At 40.9% G+C, this 15,937-nt stretch carries 16 protein-coding genes; 4 read left to right on the plus strand and 12 right to left on the minus strand.

Annotation, left to right across the window (positions count from 1 at the left end):
- Positions 1–108: 108 nt before the first annotated feature.
- Positions 109–495: a sporulation protein gene (locus PH210_RS19080; RefSeq protein WP_289987768.1), complete on the minus strand. Its 387-nt coding sequence runs from the start codon at positions 493–495 to the stop codon at positions 109–111.
- 397 nt (positions 496–892) lie between these two features.
- Between PH210_RS19080 and PH210_RS19085 the strand changes: the two genes are divergently transcribed.
- Positions 893–1,441 (plus strand): DUF3231 family protein, encoded by a 549-nt coding sequence (locus tag PH210_RS19085; RefSeq protein WP_289987769.1) that lies wholly within the window; start codon positions 893–895, stop codon positions 1,439–1,441.
- 49 nt (positions 1,442–1,490) lie between these two features.
- On the opposite strand, the gene PH210_RS19090 is transcribed toward PH210_RS19085, so the two are convergent.
- The 9 genes from PH210_RS19090 to PH210_RS19130 form a co-directional block, all read right to left on the minus strand.
- Positions 1,491–3,143 carry a M4 family metallopeptidase gene (locus PH210_RS19090; RefSeq protein WP_289987770.1) on the minus strand — a complete coding sequence of 551 codons (1,653 nt, stop codon included), beginning with the start codon at positions 3,141–3,143 and terminating at the stop codon, positions 1,491–1,493.
- A gap of 217 nt (positions 3,144–3,360) precedes the next feature.
- Positions 3,361–4,149: a 2-keto-4-pentenoate hydratase gene (locus PH210_RS19095; RefSeq protein ID WP_289987771.1), complete on the minus strand. Its 789-nt coding sequence runs from the start codon at positions 4,147–4,149 to the stop codon at positions 3,361–3,363.
- Between the two features lie 245 nt (positions 4,150–4,394).
- The gene (locus PH210_RS19100) at positions 4,395–5,174 is read right to left on the minus strand and encodes a 2-keto-4-pentenoate hydratase (RefSeq protein ID WP_289987772.1); all 780 of its coding nucleotides are present in this window, start codon (positions 5,172–5,174) and stop codon (positions 4,395–4,397) included.
- 61 nt (positions 5,175–5,235) lie between these two features.
- Complete coding sequence (locus PH210_RS19105; protein WP_289987773.1) at positions 5,236–6,696, minus strand: aldehyde dehydrogenase; 1,461 nt, start codon at positions 6,694–6,696, stop codon at positions 5,236–5,238.
- Positions 6,697–6,711: 15 nt separating this feature from the next.
- A complete protein-coding gene (locus PH210_RS19110; RefSeq protein ID WP_289987774.1) occupies positions 6,712–7,170 on the minus strand; it encodes a RidA family protein in 459 nt (152 codons plus the stop codon).
- 4 nt (positions 7,171–7,174) lie between these two features.
- Positions 7,175–8,185, minus strand: coding sequence for an amidohydrolase family protein (locus PH210_RS19115; RefSeq protein WP_289987775.1), 1,011 nt, complete (start codon positions 8,183–8,185; stop codon positions 7,175–7,177).
- Positions 8,170–8,712, minus strand: coding sequence for a 3-hydroxyanthranilate 3,4-dioxygenase (locus PH210_RS19120; protein WP_289987776.1), 543 nt, complete (start codon positions 8,710–8,712; stop codon positions 8,170–8,172). The genes PH210_RS19115 and PH210_RS19120 overlap by 16 nt, the downstream gene beginning before the upstream one ends.
- A gap of 15 nt (positions 8,713–8,727) precedes the next feature.
- Positions 8,728–9,285 carry an NADPH-dependent FMN reductase gene (locus PH210_RS19125; RefSeq protein WP_289987777.1) on the minus strand — a complete coding sequence of 186 codons (558 nt, stop codon included), beginning with the start codon at positions 9,283–9,285 and terminating at the stop codon, positions 8,728–8,730.
- On the minus strand, positions 9,282–10,763 hold the full coding sequence (locus PH210_RS19130; RefSeq protein WP_289987778.1) for a 4-hydroxyphenylacetate 3-hydroxylase family protein: 1,482 nt from the start codon (positions 10,761–10,763) through the stop codon (positions 9,282–9,284). Before PH210_RS19130 ends, PH210_RS19125 begins: the two co-directional genes overlap by 4 nt.
- Before the next feature lie 220 nt (positions 10,764–10,983).
- On the opposite strand from PH210_RS19130, the gene PH210_RS19135 reads away from it, so the two are divergent.
- Entirely contained in the window at positions 10,984–11,607 is a 624-nt protein-coding gene (locus tag PH210_RS19135) for a Crp/Fnr family transcriptional regulator (RefSeq protein WP_289987779.1), read from the plus strand.
- A 7-nt stretch (positions 11,608–11,614) separates the two neighbouring features.
- Here PH210_RS19135 and PH210_RS19140 read toward each other — a convergent pair whose 3' ends face one another.
- Positions 11,615–12,226: a Crp/Fnr family transcriptional regulator gene (locus PH210_RS19140; protein ID WP_289987780.1), complete on the minus strand. Its 612-nt coding sequence runs from the start codon at positions 12,224–12,226 to the stop codon at positions 11,615–11,617.
- Between the two features lie 426 nt (positions 12,227–12,652).
- Positions 12,653–13,267 carry a TetR/AcrR family transcriptional regulator gene (locus tag PH210_RS19145; RefSeq protein ID WP_289987781.1) on the minus strand — a complete coding sequence of 205 codons (615 nt, stop codon included), beginning with the start codon at positions 13,265–13,267 and terminating at the stop codon, positions 12,653–12,655.
- A gap of 349 nt (positions 13,268–13,616) precedes the next feature.
- On the opposite strand from PH210_RS19145, the gene PH210_RS19150 reads away from it, so the two are divergent.
- Together PH210_RS19150 and kynA are read left to right on the plus strand one after the other, a co-directional pair.
- The gene (locus PH210_RS19150) at positions 13,617–15,020 is read left to right on the plus strand and encodes an amino acid permease (protein WP_289987782.1); all 1,404 of its coding nucleotides are present in this window, start codon (positions 13,617–13,619) and stop codon (positions 15,018–15,020) included.
- A gap of 26 nt (positions 15,021–15,046) precedes the next feature.
- Positions 15,047–15,904, plus strand: a complete 858-nt coding sequence (gene kynA / locus PH210_RS19155; protein ID WP_289987783.1) for a tryptophan 2,3-dioxygenase — start codon at positions 15,047–15,049, stop codon at positions 15,902–15,904.
- Positions 15,905–15,937 lie beyond the last annotated feature (33 nt).

A 15,937-nucleotide genomic window follows, 5' to 3' on the forward strand; every position in this document is an offset into this window, starting at 1 on the left:
GTGCTCCTTTTAAATTTATCTATTATTTTATCAAATTTTTTCGCTGCCAGGCACACTAGCATCAAAAAGGCTGTTGATTTCGTTCATCAACAGCCTTTGTTAAAATGATTATTTAATTTTGATAATATCCTGATCGAAGCTTTCTACACCTTCATCAAAAGTGAGCTTAGTTGTAAAACGGTAAGAAATATCTTTCGATGATGCCGGGACCGATTCAGGAAGTTTGAAGGTAAAATCCACTTTATTCGATGCTTCAGAGTCAATCCAAGCTGATAGCATAATTGTTGTGCTATCAATCACCTTTTCTATTCCGTTTGCCTGATCCATTAAGATAAACTCACAATCTATTTGTTTAATTTGCTGCTCAATTGTGCCGCCTTTAATTAAGAAATAACCGCCTACAGAATCGCCTGCTTTAAACGTGTCTTTTGGCAGGATAAGATCAATCTCCGCCGAACCGATGCCAACAAGCGACAAATATCTTCTAAGTATCAATTTTAATATCCTCCTGAATGATTTCATTATCGGATGAAACATTTCATTATATGCTTCTACATTTTTTTCATCCATCCGCTTTTCAATTATTTCGAGTTAATTCTTCAGGCATATTTCACGATTTTTATTTTAAAGGCCTACTCTCCATTTATTGCGGAGGTAGTTTTAAATGGCCATCTTAAAAAAAGTCGAATCAATCTTCACAACTTCCACACAAGTTCCCCCTAATTTCCACACAAGTTTCTTCTAATATAAAGGTAACTTAATTAGGAAATAGGTTCTTGAACTCATTTCTTAAAACTTCCCATTTTGGATTGGTGCTAAGCACCGATCTATTTTTTTGTGTATTTTGTTTTCCATATTTGGAAAAATAATAAAAAATTAATGGGGGCTTAATTTGACAAATATATTTGAATCGCTAAAAGACTATTTGCAAATGAATTTAGATAATGAACCGAAAAATCCGCTTCATGTAGGAGAAGTGATGAGTTGCTGGTTGTATCTTACGATCATGGACGAATCCAGCGTTTTTCTGCAAGCAGGGTTAAATATGTCAACAGATGATGATGTAGTGAGGATTTTACAAGAAAGCTTGAAACAGTGTGATACACAAGGACAGCGATTTAAGGAATTTATGATAAAAGAAGGGATTCAATTACCGCCAACAAGCGAGCAGCGGCCTTTCTCTGACCCTGATGCAGTTCCATTAGGCACGAAACTAACGGATGATGAGATCATGAACGGTGTAAGTATCAAAACGGTTGCCGCAATTGTTCACTGTGCTACTGCCGCCTCACAATCCATTAGAAATGATGTAGGTTCGTTGTTTACCCACGCGATGATTGAAAAGATGAAATTTGGTTCCTCATTAAAGGAGTTAATGAGGAAAAGAGGATGGATTAAAGTACCGCCCTACTACTATCCACCAGGAAAACCCCGGGATTAGGCGTAAAAATAAGTCAGCCACCACAAATGTGATGGCTGACTTATTTTTTTTAGTTAACTCCTACCTGTGACCAAGCACTCGCAACTGCGCTATATTGCGTGCTTCCAGAGCCGTAAAGGTCCGCTGCAGAAGCAAGCAGAGCCGCACGGGCATCGCTAAAATTACTTTGTGGTGCTAGATAAACCGTTAAAGCACGATAATAGATTTTTTCTGCAACAGATGTTCCAAGGCTGTTAATTGTTAAATAAGCAGCTTTGTTTGGAATACCGCTGTTCGTGTGAACACCACCGTTATCAGAGGTTGTATTCACATAGTTACTCATATTATCTGGCTGTCCATATAGAGTTGGGTTTGATAAACTTCTTAATGCATCTCCAGATTTTTGCGGTGTATAAACATCCTCACCAATTAAATAGTCACCCTTATCCATGAATACGCCGAATGTATCAGAAATGGATTCATTAAGTGCTCCAGATTGGTTAATGTAATCCAGCCCTGCTGTTCTTTCTGTAACCGCATGGGTTAATTCGTGGCCTACGACATCAAGAGCGCCGGAAAGCGGTCTAAACTGTACACCATCTCCATCGCCATATACCATTTGCTGGCCATTCCAGAACGCATTGTTGTAATTTCTGCTGTAGTGGACGGAGGAACGGATCGTTGCCCCATTATTATCAAAACTATTTCGGTTAAATGTATTTTTATAGTAGTCATATACTTTACCAGCATAATAGTTAGCATCTACATCAGCACCTTGAGAAACAGCATTGAATTGATTATCAGGGTCAACAGAATAATTTCCTGGTAATAAGGTACGATTTTGTGCTGTTCTAGTTTCAATGACTCCTGTCATCGGTTTTGTTACATCATACAAATAATAAGTACTGTTTGAAAAATAAGTATTAAACGTTTTATAGTCTCCTAATACCCCATATCCAGATCCAGTTGTAGCCCCATCTGCTACTGCATTATAGGAATCTAGAATATTGCCATTGATAGCATCAACATAAACAACCCAGTTTGCCCCGTATGGCTGGATGAATTGAAGGTTCGTTTTGTAGGCCAAGTAAAAATCATTGGCTTTTTTATAAACGACTAATTCTGCCTTTTCAGCCGTATCTTCTACCTTTTTACCGGTAGGATCTACTTCGGCATTCGTTAATGTATCTTTCTTTGTTAGATTAATAGATTTCCAAGCCTTATCAAGTGCATCAGCCTTGGATAGCTGTGCTTTAAGGGCGCCTTTAAAATAGGAGGAAGCTTCTGGGAAGACGTCACCATTTACTGCCGTAACGATGCCATTTTTATCGGTATGAACCTTGAATTTTGCGCCATCAACAGGAATGCCCTGGACAGATTGAACGAAATTATAGTGAGTGGTGCCAAGCTCGTCCTTTTGGACATCTAGTAAGGTCAAATCTTTATCTGAATCTAATTGGTAGAGTTCCTTATTTTCTTTTAAAAATTGCTTGACCGCCGCTTTATCGATCAGCGCCTTTGTTGATAGTTTTCCATGTACGAAAGATGGAACTGTTTGCCCCTTTTTCCAGTTCACCTTTGCTTCCTTACCGAATTGCGCTGCATCCTTTTTGACCATAACATTGTACGGAACCGCACTTTGTGTTTGTGCCGCAGCAGTGATCGGCAATACAGCCCCAACAGTTAGTCCCAATGCTAGTACCAGTGACGTTCTCTTTTTCATTCTTCCATCCCCCTATTAGATAAAAAGATTTGTTTGGAATTTAATAATAGCATGGTAAATCTATCTGCATTATTGGGAAAAAAGTGATTTCTACTGGTGCCTGTCCCTGCTCGAAGTTTGTCGAGTCTATTAAAAAACCCAAGGCTAGTTTCATAATAGCCTTGGGAAATATTAATGGTTTATGATTTTGATAGAAAAAATATTGTGAAAAATTAGATTACCTACAAGTAAATGTAACACTGCCTAATTCAGCAAATTGTACAAGAATGGAATCTTTTGGTTCAAAAGAAATCGCTTCGGAGATGGCTCCGCTAAGGATGATATCCCCCTTTTTAATTCCTTTTCCTGCTTCTCCAAGCTTATTAACTGCCCAGGCAACTGATGTAGCGGGATGTCCTAGCACAGCTGCGCTTGAGCTGGTCTGGGAAACCTGCCCGTTCTTTGACATTACCATACCGATATCAGCCAAATTTAAGACTTTCGGCGACATCCACTTGCTCCCAATAAAAAAGCTTGATGAGGAACAATTGTCGGCAACTACATCTGGCAGGGTAAATTTAAAATTTAAGTAACGGCTGTCAATGATTTCGATCGCCGGGGCCACATATTTGGTAACCCGCAGCACGTCCTCTGCTGTAATATTGGTTCCTTGCAGGTCCTCTGCAATCATAAAAGCGATTTCAGGTTCTGCTTTTGGATGGATGAATTTATTGTAATCAAGCGGTTCCCATTCAAGGGCAAGCATATCATCGGTCAAATAACCATAGATTGCTTCATGTACCCCCATCATTTCTTGTTTTGCCTTACTGGTAAGTCCGAGCTTTAACCCAATTCGGCGTGCCCCATCATTTTCTCTTCTTTGGATGAGTTTTTCTTGGATAAGATAAGCCTCATCGATGGTTAATTCCGGGTATTGATCCGTAACCTTAACCACTTCCCGACGCTCTTTTTCCGCCGAATACAAATAATCTACAATTTCTAAGTCAACACCGCTGGTTAACGTCATTTGCTATACCTCCAATTTGCGGCCATTCGCCAATTATGAAAAGTTTGGCGACGTGGAAAATTTTCACTTGACCCTCTTCTCTGTAATTAGGCCTTTTCGGTCACATAGACTCTTCCTACGTTACTCTTTCCTTGGTTCTTAGGCTTTTCGGTCACGTAGACCCTATCTACGTTACCCTTTTCTTGGTTCCTCAACTTTTTCGGTCACGTTGAACCTTGTTAACAAACAAAGCTATCTACCAAAACCTACTCAAAAGTAACCGAAACTGATCCAAGTGAACCGAAATGTGCGGAGAATTGATCGCCCGCCCGAACAGGCAAGGCCTTTGTCAACGCACCCGGAAGGATTAATTCGCCTGCTTTAAGCGTAATACCAAATTCATGAAGTTTATTCGCGAGCCAGGCGACAGCTTGAGCGGGATGTCCAAGAACAGCAGCACCAGAACCTGTATCAACCATTTCTCCATTTTGAAAAATCACCATTCCAACGGTACGCAAATCGATTCCGTCAATCTGAGTTAATTGATTACCTGTCACTACCATTGCGGAAGAACCGTTATCGGCAACCGTATCGACTAATTGAATCTTCCAATCCTCTATCCGGCTATCAATAATTTCTAGAGTTGGCACCACGTACTTTGTGGCCATTAAGACATCCAGAAACGTGACATTAGGTCCTTTTAAGTCCTCGCCTAGAATGAACCCAATCTCTGCTTCCACTTTTGGACTAATCAACCCCTCAACCTTAACGATGCCGCCATCTTCCACCTTCATTTCTTCCAATAAATGACCATAATCTGGTTCGTCGACTCCAAGCATTTGCTGCATCGCCACGCTGGTCAAACCAACCTTTTTCCCGATGACCTTACTGCCCTGATTCACTTTTTTAGCCATAACCTCAAGTTGAATCTTATAGGCATCCTCTACCTTTAATTCAGGATACTCCACAGTAAGAGGAGCGATAGCATTCTTCGTGCGCTCCGCTTCTAAAAGACTTCCCACAATTTTATCCACTACCTGATTCATACAATCACTCTTTCTATATGAACTCATAAAGAGTGCCATAAAAGCACTCTTCGATTCTGCTCTAAAGCTTCAATGTAATTGTTTTTGCTTCTGTATAAAATTCAAAACTATGACGGCCGCCTTCACGGCCAATGCCGCTCGCTTTTGCCCCGCCAAATGGTGTTCGTAAATCGCGATAATACCAGCAATTAATCCAAAGCAAACCAGAATTGACTTTAGCTGCAACACGGTGAGCCCGGCGAAGATCATTAGTCCAAACGACACCGGCAAGCCCATAGATGGAGTCATTGGCAATTCGAATGGCGTCTTCCTCTGTTTTAAATGGAATGACGACAAGGACAGGGCCAAATATCTCCTCTTGTGCCACTCTCATTTTGTTATCTACATCATAAAGAACCGTTGGCTCGTAGAAATTTCCTTCGCCTAATTCTAGCATTCTTTTTCCGCCGATTGCCAGTTTAGCTCCTTCAGAAAGGCCGATTTGAACATATTGATCAACAGATTCCAAGTGACCTTTTGATACTAATGCCCCCATATCGGTCGTTTCATCCAGCGGATTTCCTACCTTAATTTTTCGAACAGCCTTTAAAAATTTATCCAGGAATAGATCGTAAACACTCTCTTGTACCAAAAGTCTAGAGCCGGCTAGGCAAATTTCACCCTGGTTACGAAAAATGGCTTCGATGGATCCCGCTACTGCTTCATCCAAATCGGCATCTTCAAACACGATGTTCGCAGATTTACCGCCAAGCTCCAATGAAACCGGAATTAATTGAGAAGCGGCATTTTGCATGACCGTCCGTCCGGTTGTACTGTCTCCAACAAAGGATATGCGGCGGACCGATGGATGGTTGGTCATCGTTGTTCCGGCTGTTCCGCCAGGTCCAGTAATAATATTCAATACACCAGGCGGCAGTCCTGCTTCATTAGCAATTTCTCCAAGCATGACGGCACTTAGCGGTGTATAGGATGCCGGCTTCACCACAACCGTGTTCCCCGCTGCCAAAGCAGCCGATGCCTTCCAGGTCATTTGCATAAACGGAAGATTCCACGGAATAATTAAGCTGGTTACACCCGCAGGTGCATACTTGGAATAGGACATATATTTTGCTTGATCATAGTGTTCATGATGAATATAATTGGCCATTTCCGCGAAAAAACGGAGATTGGCAGCAGCCCTTGGAATATCAAAGCCGCGGCTCTCTTTAATGGGTTTTCCAACATCTAGTGTTTCAACAAGTGCTAATTCATCGACTCGCTCCATGACCAAATCAGACATTTTACACAAAATCTTTGACCGTTCCGCGACAGGCATTTCGCTCCATATGCCGCTTTCAAACGTCCGCTGTGCCACTTCAATGGCATATTTAGCATCTTCTTCATTTGCCTTGGCAACCGAAGCAAGCTTTTGATTGGTGGAAGGATCGATGGTATCAAAGGTTTCACCTGAGAAAGCATCCCTATATTCTCCATTGATGAAAAGTTTTGCATCCTTAATTACTTGTTGCTGGGTTAAGTTCATCCCTATCCCCTCCTGCTACTCTACTTCTACGATCATTTCAACTTCCACTGCATTATTGTGTGGAAGCTGGGCCATTCCAACAGCCGATCTGGCATGTCTGCCTCTTTCGCCAAATACCTGAACAAGTAAATCGGAAGAACCGTTCATCACTTTCGGCTGATCGACAAAATCAGGTGTGCTGTTGACAAAGCCTAATATTTTCACAACTCGCTTCACTTTGCTTAATTCACCAAGTTCATTTTTAATAACACTTAGGAGATTTAACATACATTGTCTTGCGGCATCATAGCCCACATCAATGGTAACATCCTTCCCCAATTGGCCGCGGTACTCATTCGTCCCCTGACCTGATGTAAAAATAAGATTGCCGGTCCGGACGCAGCTCACATAATTCCCTGAGGCAGGACGAAGCGGCGGCAAGGTCAGCCCAAGTTCTGCTAATTTATCTTCAGGTGTAAGAATTTGATTTTCCATCATGTCACACTCCAGCCTTTACAGGAATATTTAAGAATTTCAGCGCATTTTTTCCGAGCATGGCTTCTGTTTGTTCTTGTGTGAGTCCCAGCGTTTCATCAATCACTTTTCCAGGAGGCACTTCTCTTAACAGGAATGGGTAATCAGAGCCCATGATAATTTTTTCATGACCGAAATTTTCAATTAAATATCGGAGATTAATAGGATCATTGACTAAAGAATCAAAGTAAAAGTTTTTCGCATAATAGCTTGGCGGTTTGTCGAGCAATCGTAAATGCGGCCAGACCTTCCAGCCTTGATCAAGTCTTGGCAAAAGGTATGGAAGGGACCCGCCGCCGTGCGCGAAGCAAATTTTTAGCTTAGGGAATTTATCGATGACCCCTCCTAAAATAAGACTTGCACCCGCAAGAGCTGTTTCGCTCGGCATCCCCACTGTGTACATCAAATTATGACGCGGCATCCGCTCTTTTCCTAACGTTTCCCAAGGATGAATAAAGAGGGGTACCTCCCATTTTTCCGCCATCTCGAAAAACTCGATGAAAGAAGGATCATCCAAATTAACACCGTTTACATTCGTACCAATTTCAATGCCCTTTAACCCTAATTCGTGGATGCAGCGATCCATTTCACGAATGGCGATATCCACATTTTGCAGTGGCACAGCCCCTAATCCAATAAATCGAGTTGGATACTGATTGACAGTTTCAGCGATGAAATCATTTTGAATCCGTGCTAATCTTTCCGCTTCTTCGGCAGGTGCCCAATAGGAGAACGTTACTGGAATCGGCGAAAGCACTTGGATATCAACCGATTCCCGCTCCATATCATAAATCCGCTTCTCCGGACTCCAAACTTGATCGGTGACTTCCCGAAATACCTTACCAGCGACCATGATATTGGCGCCACAAGTACAGGTCCGTTCAAGCTTCGGCCATCTTTCTCCCGTAAAATGCTGAGTCAGCTCAGACCAATTCTCAGGAATAATATGCGTATGAAAGTCTACTCGCATTTCCATTCACTCGCTTCTTCCGGCATTACATGGCCGCAATTCATGCATGTTCTTAGCTCTCGGCTGCCGTTAAACCCGGCAATGGCTTCTTTAACTTGTACTTCGATATTAGTTAATTGAATCTTTACTCGATGCATTTCATGGTCGCACTCATCACAGAACCAGACGAAATCTTCCAGTTCTCCTTGTGCACGGTTTCGTTCAATGACAAGCCCAATCGTATCTGCCACTCGGTGCGGTGAATGGGGCACATTGGCAGGGAGATGGAACATTTCCCCCTCTTTTACCTCAACAACCTCACGCTTTCCTTCCTGATTGATGACTTCCACGTAGCAGCTGCCTTTAATTTGATAGAAGATTTCTTCCGAAGGATCAACATGGAAATCACGTCTTTTGTTTGGTCCGCCAAGAAGCATCACCATCAATTCCGCATCCTTCCAAATCACTTTATTATTAACAGGAGGCTGAAGCTGATCCTTATTCTCTTCAATAAATTTCATTAGATTAATCGGTAAAAACTGAGTTTTTGTCATTTCCTCTTCTCCCTTCTATCCTCTTACGGTTTCGAAATTTCCTTTTAGAGCTTTTTGCATATGGACCACTTCTTCTGCCAATTCGGAAATCCTCCGCAGCAAATCAGGGTCAACAATTTCATTTTTCTGGTTAAAATGCTCATTGTTCGCATAGACATAGCCTGGTGCAACAAAAGAACGGAAGTAACCAGCAATCGGTTTTAATTGGTTTTCAATGACCAGATAATGCTGGTAGGTTCCGCCATTTGCCACAAATCCCATCACTTTGTTTCGGAAATCGTTTGGATGGATTAAGTCAAACAAGTTTTTTAACGGCCCGGGGATAGAGCCTTGAAAAATTGGTGTTCCAAAAATATAAAAATCAGCGGAAGAAACCTTTTGAATCACCGTCTTTGTATCCTCGGAATAGGTGGAAGGATTTCGTCCGTCGCAAAATTGAACCTCGTAGTCCATCAGGTCTAAATACTCCACTTCGATTTCCGGGTGCTTCTGTTTCACTTCTTCTAATACTCTCCTGACGAGAATTCCTGTTTTTGCCCCAATAATCGTCCCTGAAATACCTAATAATTTCATACTTGGCTCTCCAATCCCTTATTTAATACACTTACCTGCAATGCCTCATCTACCATATCAGGCGAATGCGTACGCTTATAATTATTGTAAAAAATCGCCCGTTTACGGATCGGATCTCCTGTATAATAGCGCTCGTATTGTAGCAGACGCTGACCAAACGCTTCTCCGCATAAATCCCATGCAAGCTTGAACAGACTTACACGGTCTAAGGAAGACACTCCTTCTCTTCCCACATAATAATTTTCCATCGCATCCTTTAATGGCTCACTTTCAAATTCTGCGCCAGTTGGGGACATTAACAGCCCGCCAGCCCCGATAATCTGCATCACTTCAATGGCCCTTGGGTACATCGTCGGCAGCAGTCCTCTAATCGTTTCAAGCGGAATATAACTTGGCATTGCTTCACCGTGTTCTGTCATCGTATATTCCACTTCGGCAACCCGTAATAACGCTCTGATGGATTCAAGCGATTGGATTAATTCGCCGAGGTCATTTTGGACATTTAAATAGACATCGACTCCAATGGAATCCGCTAGCTTCATAGCTACTTCAGTGGCAAATTGCAACTTAACCAGTCCTCTAACACCGGACTGGTGTGCCGGCTGCTGGCCTGCTCCAGTCATTGGGTACAGTCTATTCGCTGCTTCAACATTGTTATAGAGGAAGACTCGGTCCCAAGGAACGACAACATCTTCAAAAACTAGCAGGGCATCCATTTCCTCAAATCTTGACGCTAATGGATGATCGAAGAGGGAACGAGTTCCATCCTGCATCGGTTCCCGGCAAATAATTTTCAACCCAGGTGTTTCAATTGGAATCGCAAAGGCAAGAGCGTACTTTTCATCACCAGGTTTAAAGCCAGGGAACGAGTAAATGATGACTTCATCTGTAATCGGTGCAAGCGTAGCCAGCATTTTCGCTCCTCTCACGACTAAACCATCCGGAGTTTCCTTTACAGCCCCCAGGTGGGTATAAGTATCCTTTTGTTCATGTGAGGTCTTACTTCTGTCATTTTGCGGATTGATAATCGCATGGGTTAAAAATAAGTCATGATCACGAAGATATTTATAATAATTTCGGATGTTTTCCGCCCAATTTTGGTTGTATTTTTCAAAAAACCAAGAATTATAGTACATCGACGTCACAACAACATTTAAAAAGTCTGGTGTTCTGCCCATTAGCCCAAAGGTTGCCTTGGCAAATACTTCAAAAACTTCTCGGCGTTTCATTAAATCTTCATAGCTTTTTGGCACTAAAAAAGCGTTGTTTACTCTCTCTCCAGTTTCTTCGCATATATGGGTAATTCTATCTTGGTACTCCGGGTTATGCTGCAGGTCATATAATTTGGCAATTTCCAGAATTGGCTGTTTAAAAACTGGTTCATCAAATAAATTGGTCACTTTTTTGCCATGCAGCCATACATCAGGTTTTCTGGATTTTACGGATTCAATATATTGATTACCTGTTCTAATTCCCATCGTTTGGGCCTCCTTGATTTACGGAAATTTATAACTGAATTGTAATCGCTTCCACAAAATGAAAGTGTAGCCTATTTAACATATTTTTTGATTTTATATTTTAAATTATCTAAATAATTAATCTAACCAATGGATAATCCCTTTGATTTCAACTATGATAAAAGTGAAAAACAGAAGACATCTGAGTAGGGCATCCAAAAATTTTTTTGGAGGTAACGCTATGGCCACACTATATGAACATGTTTTTGATTGGGACAGCTATTTACATTTTGGAACGAGGCAGTTCTTTAAGAGAAAGGAAGCCATCTACAGTCAAGGGACCTGTGGGGATGGGTTTTATTTTCTTAAGAAGGGTTTAGTGAGAATTGTCAGTGTAAATGCATCAGGCAAGGAGCGAATCTTAAACATTGTGATTCCGAATCAGCTCATAGGCGTCCAATCGCTGGATCAAAGGCAGCATTTTACAACCGCCATCGCCGTAAAGGATTCTGTCGTTTATCACTTTCCTTGTGAAACATTTAAAACACTTCTTAAAGAGCACCCAAAGCTAGTTCCACTTTTTTCGCGTACGGTTATTCATAAAATGAAAATTTTATTAGATCGCATTAATTTGGATACGCTTACATCTGAACAAAAAATCGCCCTTCTTTTGCACAATATTTGCTATGAATTTAAAAATTACGAGATTCCTATTTCACAGCAGGACATTGCTGGTTGCACCGGATTAACACGAATCACAGTATACAAAGTGTTAAAACAATGGCAAGAGGATGGCATCATCGAGATTATGAACCGAAAATACTATATAAAAAAACCAGATTTCTTAAGAAACCTGGTTAACTAGAATGCTATTATTGATTTGCAATTGCTTTTATTTTTTCCATATCTTTAATCACAATTTGACGATTATGAAGGATGATATAGTTTTCCTGCTTCCACTTTTGAATCACCCTATTGAGGGTAATACGGGACGTACCAATGTACTTGGCAAAAGAGGTTTGATTCATGGAAGCGCTGCCATTTTCCTCTGACAGTTTTAACAAATAATAAGCCATTTGTTGTTCCACTGGACTTTCAATGAGCGAAAGGATTTCTGCTAAAGTTCTAAATTTGTAGATTAGTGACTCAGTGTAAATCACAGAGGCCTCCGGATGTTCAGCGTAAATAGCTGCTGCTGCCTCATCAGAAAAGAAATAGATAACTGAGGGGCAGGCTGCGGTGGCACTTGTTAAATAAGGTTCCTGGTGGACACCATGTTCTCCAAACAGCATGCCTGGCGGCACAACATTAATAATCCTTTCATTCCCTTTTTCCGACAGAAGGGTGATATTTATTTCGCCGATGCTGAGATAATAAAATCCTCTTCCACTGTGCCCTTGGCGATAGATGACCTTATTTTTTTCTACCTCAAACCGCTGGCCATATTTCAGATATGGCTCCCATTTGTAATGAAGCTCCTTCATTGGATATCACCGTCCATTTTTATAGACTTTTTCTGAGCCAAATTTTTCATTTATCGTATGAGAACTCTATTTTGCTTTCGGTGAAATGAAACGCTCTTTCATTTACCGTAGCAGCTTCCTTTTTGGCTTTTCGGGCAATGAAACGCTCTTTCATTTACCGTGATAGCTTCCTTTTTGACTTTTCGGGCAATGAAACGGCCTTTCATTTACCGTGGCAGCTTCCTTTTTGGCTTTTCGGGCAATGAAACGCTCTTTCATTTACCGTAGCAGCTTCCTTTTTGACTTTTCGGGTAATGAAACGCTCTTTCATTTACCGTAGCAGCTTCCTTTTTGACCTTTCGGGCAATGAAACGCTCTTTCATTTACCGTAGCAGCTTCCTTTTTGGCTTTTCGGGCAATGCCCCCCCTCATCTAACCTTCTTGTTTTTAGAGATAAAGTCCCCTAGTATAAATAGCCGTGATTGTATTCGCAACTTCTTCTACAGTATCGTGATGTTCGTTCCGGACAATTTCCCATAGATACATTTCATTTGTGAAGAACCAACCTCTGGCTGCGAGCTTTTGATTTAACTCGGGTCTGGCCAGCCCGTTTTCTTGAGCATAAGCAATATCCTCTGAAATTCGCTGAATAAACTTTTCTCGAATCGCCTTCCATTTGTTTGAGATTTCGGTTGAAATGCCAATCGCCTGCTCGAATACCTGCATCATGTTCCGTTCTGTTTCTGCCATTTTCAAAAATGCAGTAGCTTGCTTTAGGATAATCTCCAAAGCTTCATTTTTGGTTTTGGGCAAAAAGGAAACCTCAGCAATTTCATAGAACTTCTCCATGACATTCTCCATCAAAACAATTAATATGTCTTCCTTCCCTTCAAAATGAACATATGCCGTTCCATACCCAATATTGGCCTTTTTGATCATTTGAGAAATGGTTGCCTTATGAAAGCCTTCTTCAAGAAATACCTCTTTAGCTGCTTCTAATAACTTTTCCCGTGTTTTTATTGAACGCAAATGCCGTTTATCTATCACTTTTTCATCTGTCATTCCAATTCCTCCTGTTTCTATTTACAGCATATAAGGATTCCTTAGAAAATAAAAGTTTTTACTAAAAAAAAGAATTTGTCATACTTTAACATTTATAATTTTCTGAAATATATTATTGACATCATGTCATTTTCCTTGTTATGATTCACTTTGAATTATGGAAAAAGGAGGGTTTTGATAAAGATAGATTTTTTCCCTATTGGGATCCTTTGTCGAAAATTATTTGTAAGCGGTTCCAAATAAGTGAAACTCTATCAATTAAAAAAACAGCTAATCTCTCAAAATTCCATTATTATTAAAAGCAGTATGAATGAAAATTGAAGATAAAAACAAGGGAAGGTGGGAAAGTATGACGAATATGAATACAAATGGACCAGAAAAAGGTTTAAAGAGGGAATTAAAAACAGGCCAGCTCACGATGATTGCGATGGGCTGCGCCATCGGAACGGGGCTCTTCCTCGGCAGCGGGCTGGCCATTCAAACAGCGGGACCAGGTGTTTTAATCAGCTATGCAGTTGGTGCCTTTATTGTCCTGCTTCTTATGGGATGTTTGTCTGAAATGACGGTTGCACACCCGGCTTCAGGATCCTTCGGCGTTATTGCAGAAAAATATATTCATCCGATGGCAGGCTTTCTTGTGCGCTACTCCTATTGGATTGCGAATGTACTGGCTGTTGGGGTAGAAGTAAGTGCCATCGCTGTTTACATGAAATACTGGTTCCCGACAGTGCCTGGAATGGTCTGGATATTACTTTTTGGAGCTGTGTTAATTTACGTAAACGCTACAAGCGTTAATACCTTTGCAACCTTTGAGTATTGGTTCTCGATGATTAAAATTAGTGCTATTGTCGGATTTATCATTCTTGGAGCCTATGTTTTATTTGGATCTGATCATCCAAAAATGGGTGCAGAGAATTTTGTCAATGACGGAGGATTTCTCCCGTTTGGCTTGAATGGTGTATGGGTCGCCATCTTTATTTCCCTATTCAGCTTCCTAGGGACTGAATTGATTGCCGTTACGGCAGGGGAAGCAAAGGACCCCGATGTTGCTGTTCCGAAAGCCTTAAAAGCAACAGTTTTCCGTTTGTCTACCTTCTATGTATTAACACTCGCGATCATGTTAATGATTGTTCCTTGGAAAGCAGCAGGAGTCGATAAAAGTCCGTTTGTTAAAGTAATGGAAATTTTGAATATCCCTGGAGCCTCTGGAATTATGAATTTTATTATTTTAACGGCTGCATTATCTGCCATGAACAGCCAATTATATGCATCAACACGGATGGTGTTTTCCTTATCCCGCAGTAATTTTGCACCTGCGTTCTTAGGAAAATTAAACAAAAAAGGTGTTCCGGGGGCAGCACTGGGCGTTTCCACTCTTGGAATTATTGTGGCAGCAGTGGTAAGCGCGTTATTCCCAGGAACTTCCTATGCCTTCATGATGGGGATTTCGATGTTCGGTGCCTTATTTACTTGGTTAATGGTCTTTGTCTCTCATTTATTTTTCAGAAGAATGTGGGAAAAATCAGGCGGACGCAAGTTACCAGTCAGAATGATGGGCTTCCCTTATTTGACCATTTTAGGAGCAGTACTTCTTGTAAGTTTAATGATTACCACATGGTTTACCGATTTCAAAATTTTACTGCAGTTTGGAATACCTTGGTTAGTCTTTTTATGTGTGGCATATTTCTTTTTTCATAAAAGAAACATGAATAATCTATCACAGCAGGATTCTCTGGAAGAACAAATTAAATAGATTAATGGAATGTGAGGGAAAATGTTATGAGCAACCTGGATAATCTACAAGAACACAAGACATCGAATCTCGAAAAGGAAATTCAATTAGATTTTAAAAAAGATATGTCTTACGGTGATTATCTTCACCTGGAGAAAATTTTATCAAGTCAGCATCGGCTTTCGGATCATCATGATGAAATGCTGTTTATTATTATCCATCAAACAAGCGAATTATGGATGAAGCTTATTCTACATGAGATGAATGCAGCGATTGAATGTATCAAACGTAATGATTTGGAACCTTCTTTTAAAATGCTGTCACGTGTTTCCAGAATACAGCAGCAGCTGATTCAATCATGGAGTGTTCTATCCACTTTGACACCGGCTGAATATATGCAATTTCGGGATAAATTGGGACATTCCTCTGGATTCCAATCCTATCAAAACCGTTTGATAGAATTTGCGCTCGGAAACAAAAATGCCCATACACTTGCAGTCTATCAGCATCAGCCGGAGTTATATGCCCGTCTAGTGGAATCACTTCATGCACCAAGTATTTATGATGCTGCGATTTCAGCGCTTGTGGCACATGGTTTATCGGTAGATGAAAAAGCCTTGAATCGAGACTGGTCGCAAAACTATGAACCAAATGCCAGCGTGGAAGAAGCTTGGCTCCACGTGTACCGAAATACTGATCAATACTGGGATTTATATGAACTGGCTGAGAAGCTGGTCGACATTGGCAATCAACAGCAATTATGGCGTTTTAATCATATGACAACAGTCGAAAGAATTATTGGCCATAAAATGGGTACAGGCGGCTCTTCTGGTGTTACCTATTTAAAACGAGTTCTTGACCAGCAATTCTTCCCTGAGCTATTGAGTCTTCGAACTAAGTTGTAGGATAATGAAGATGTTGAATCTGAAGTGTTGGAG

Source organism: Paenibacillus sp. BSR1-1, from assembly GCF_030403775.1.
Classification (GTDB): Bacteria; Bacillota; Bacilli; order Bacillales; family Cytobacillaceae; genus Neobacillus.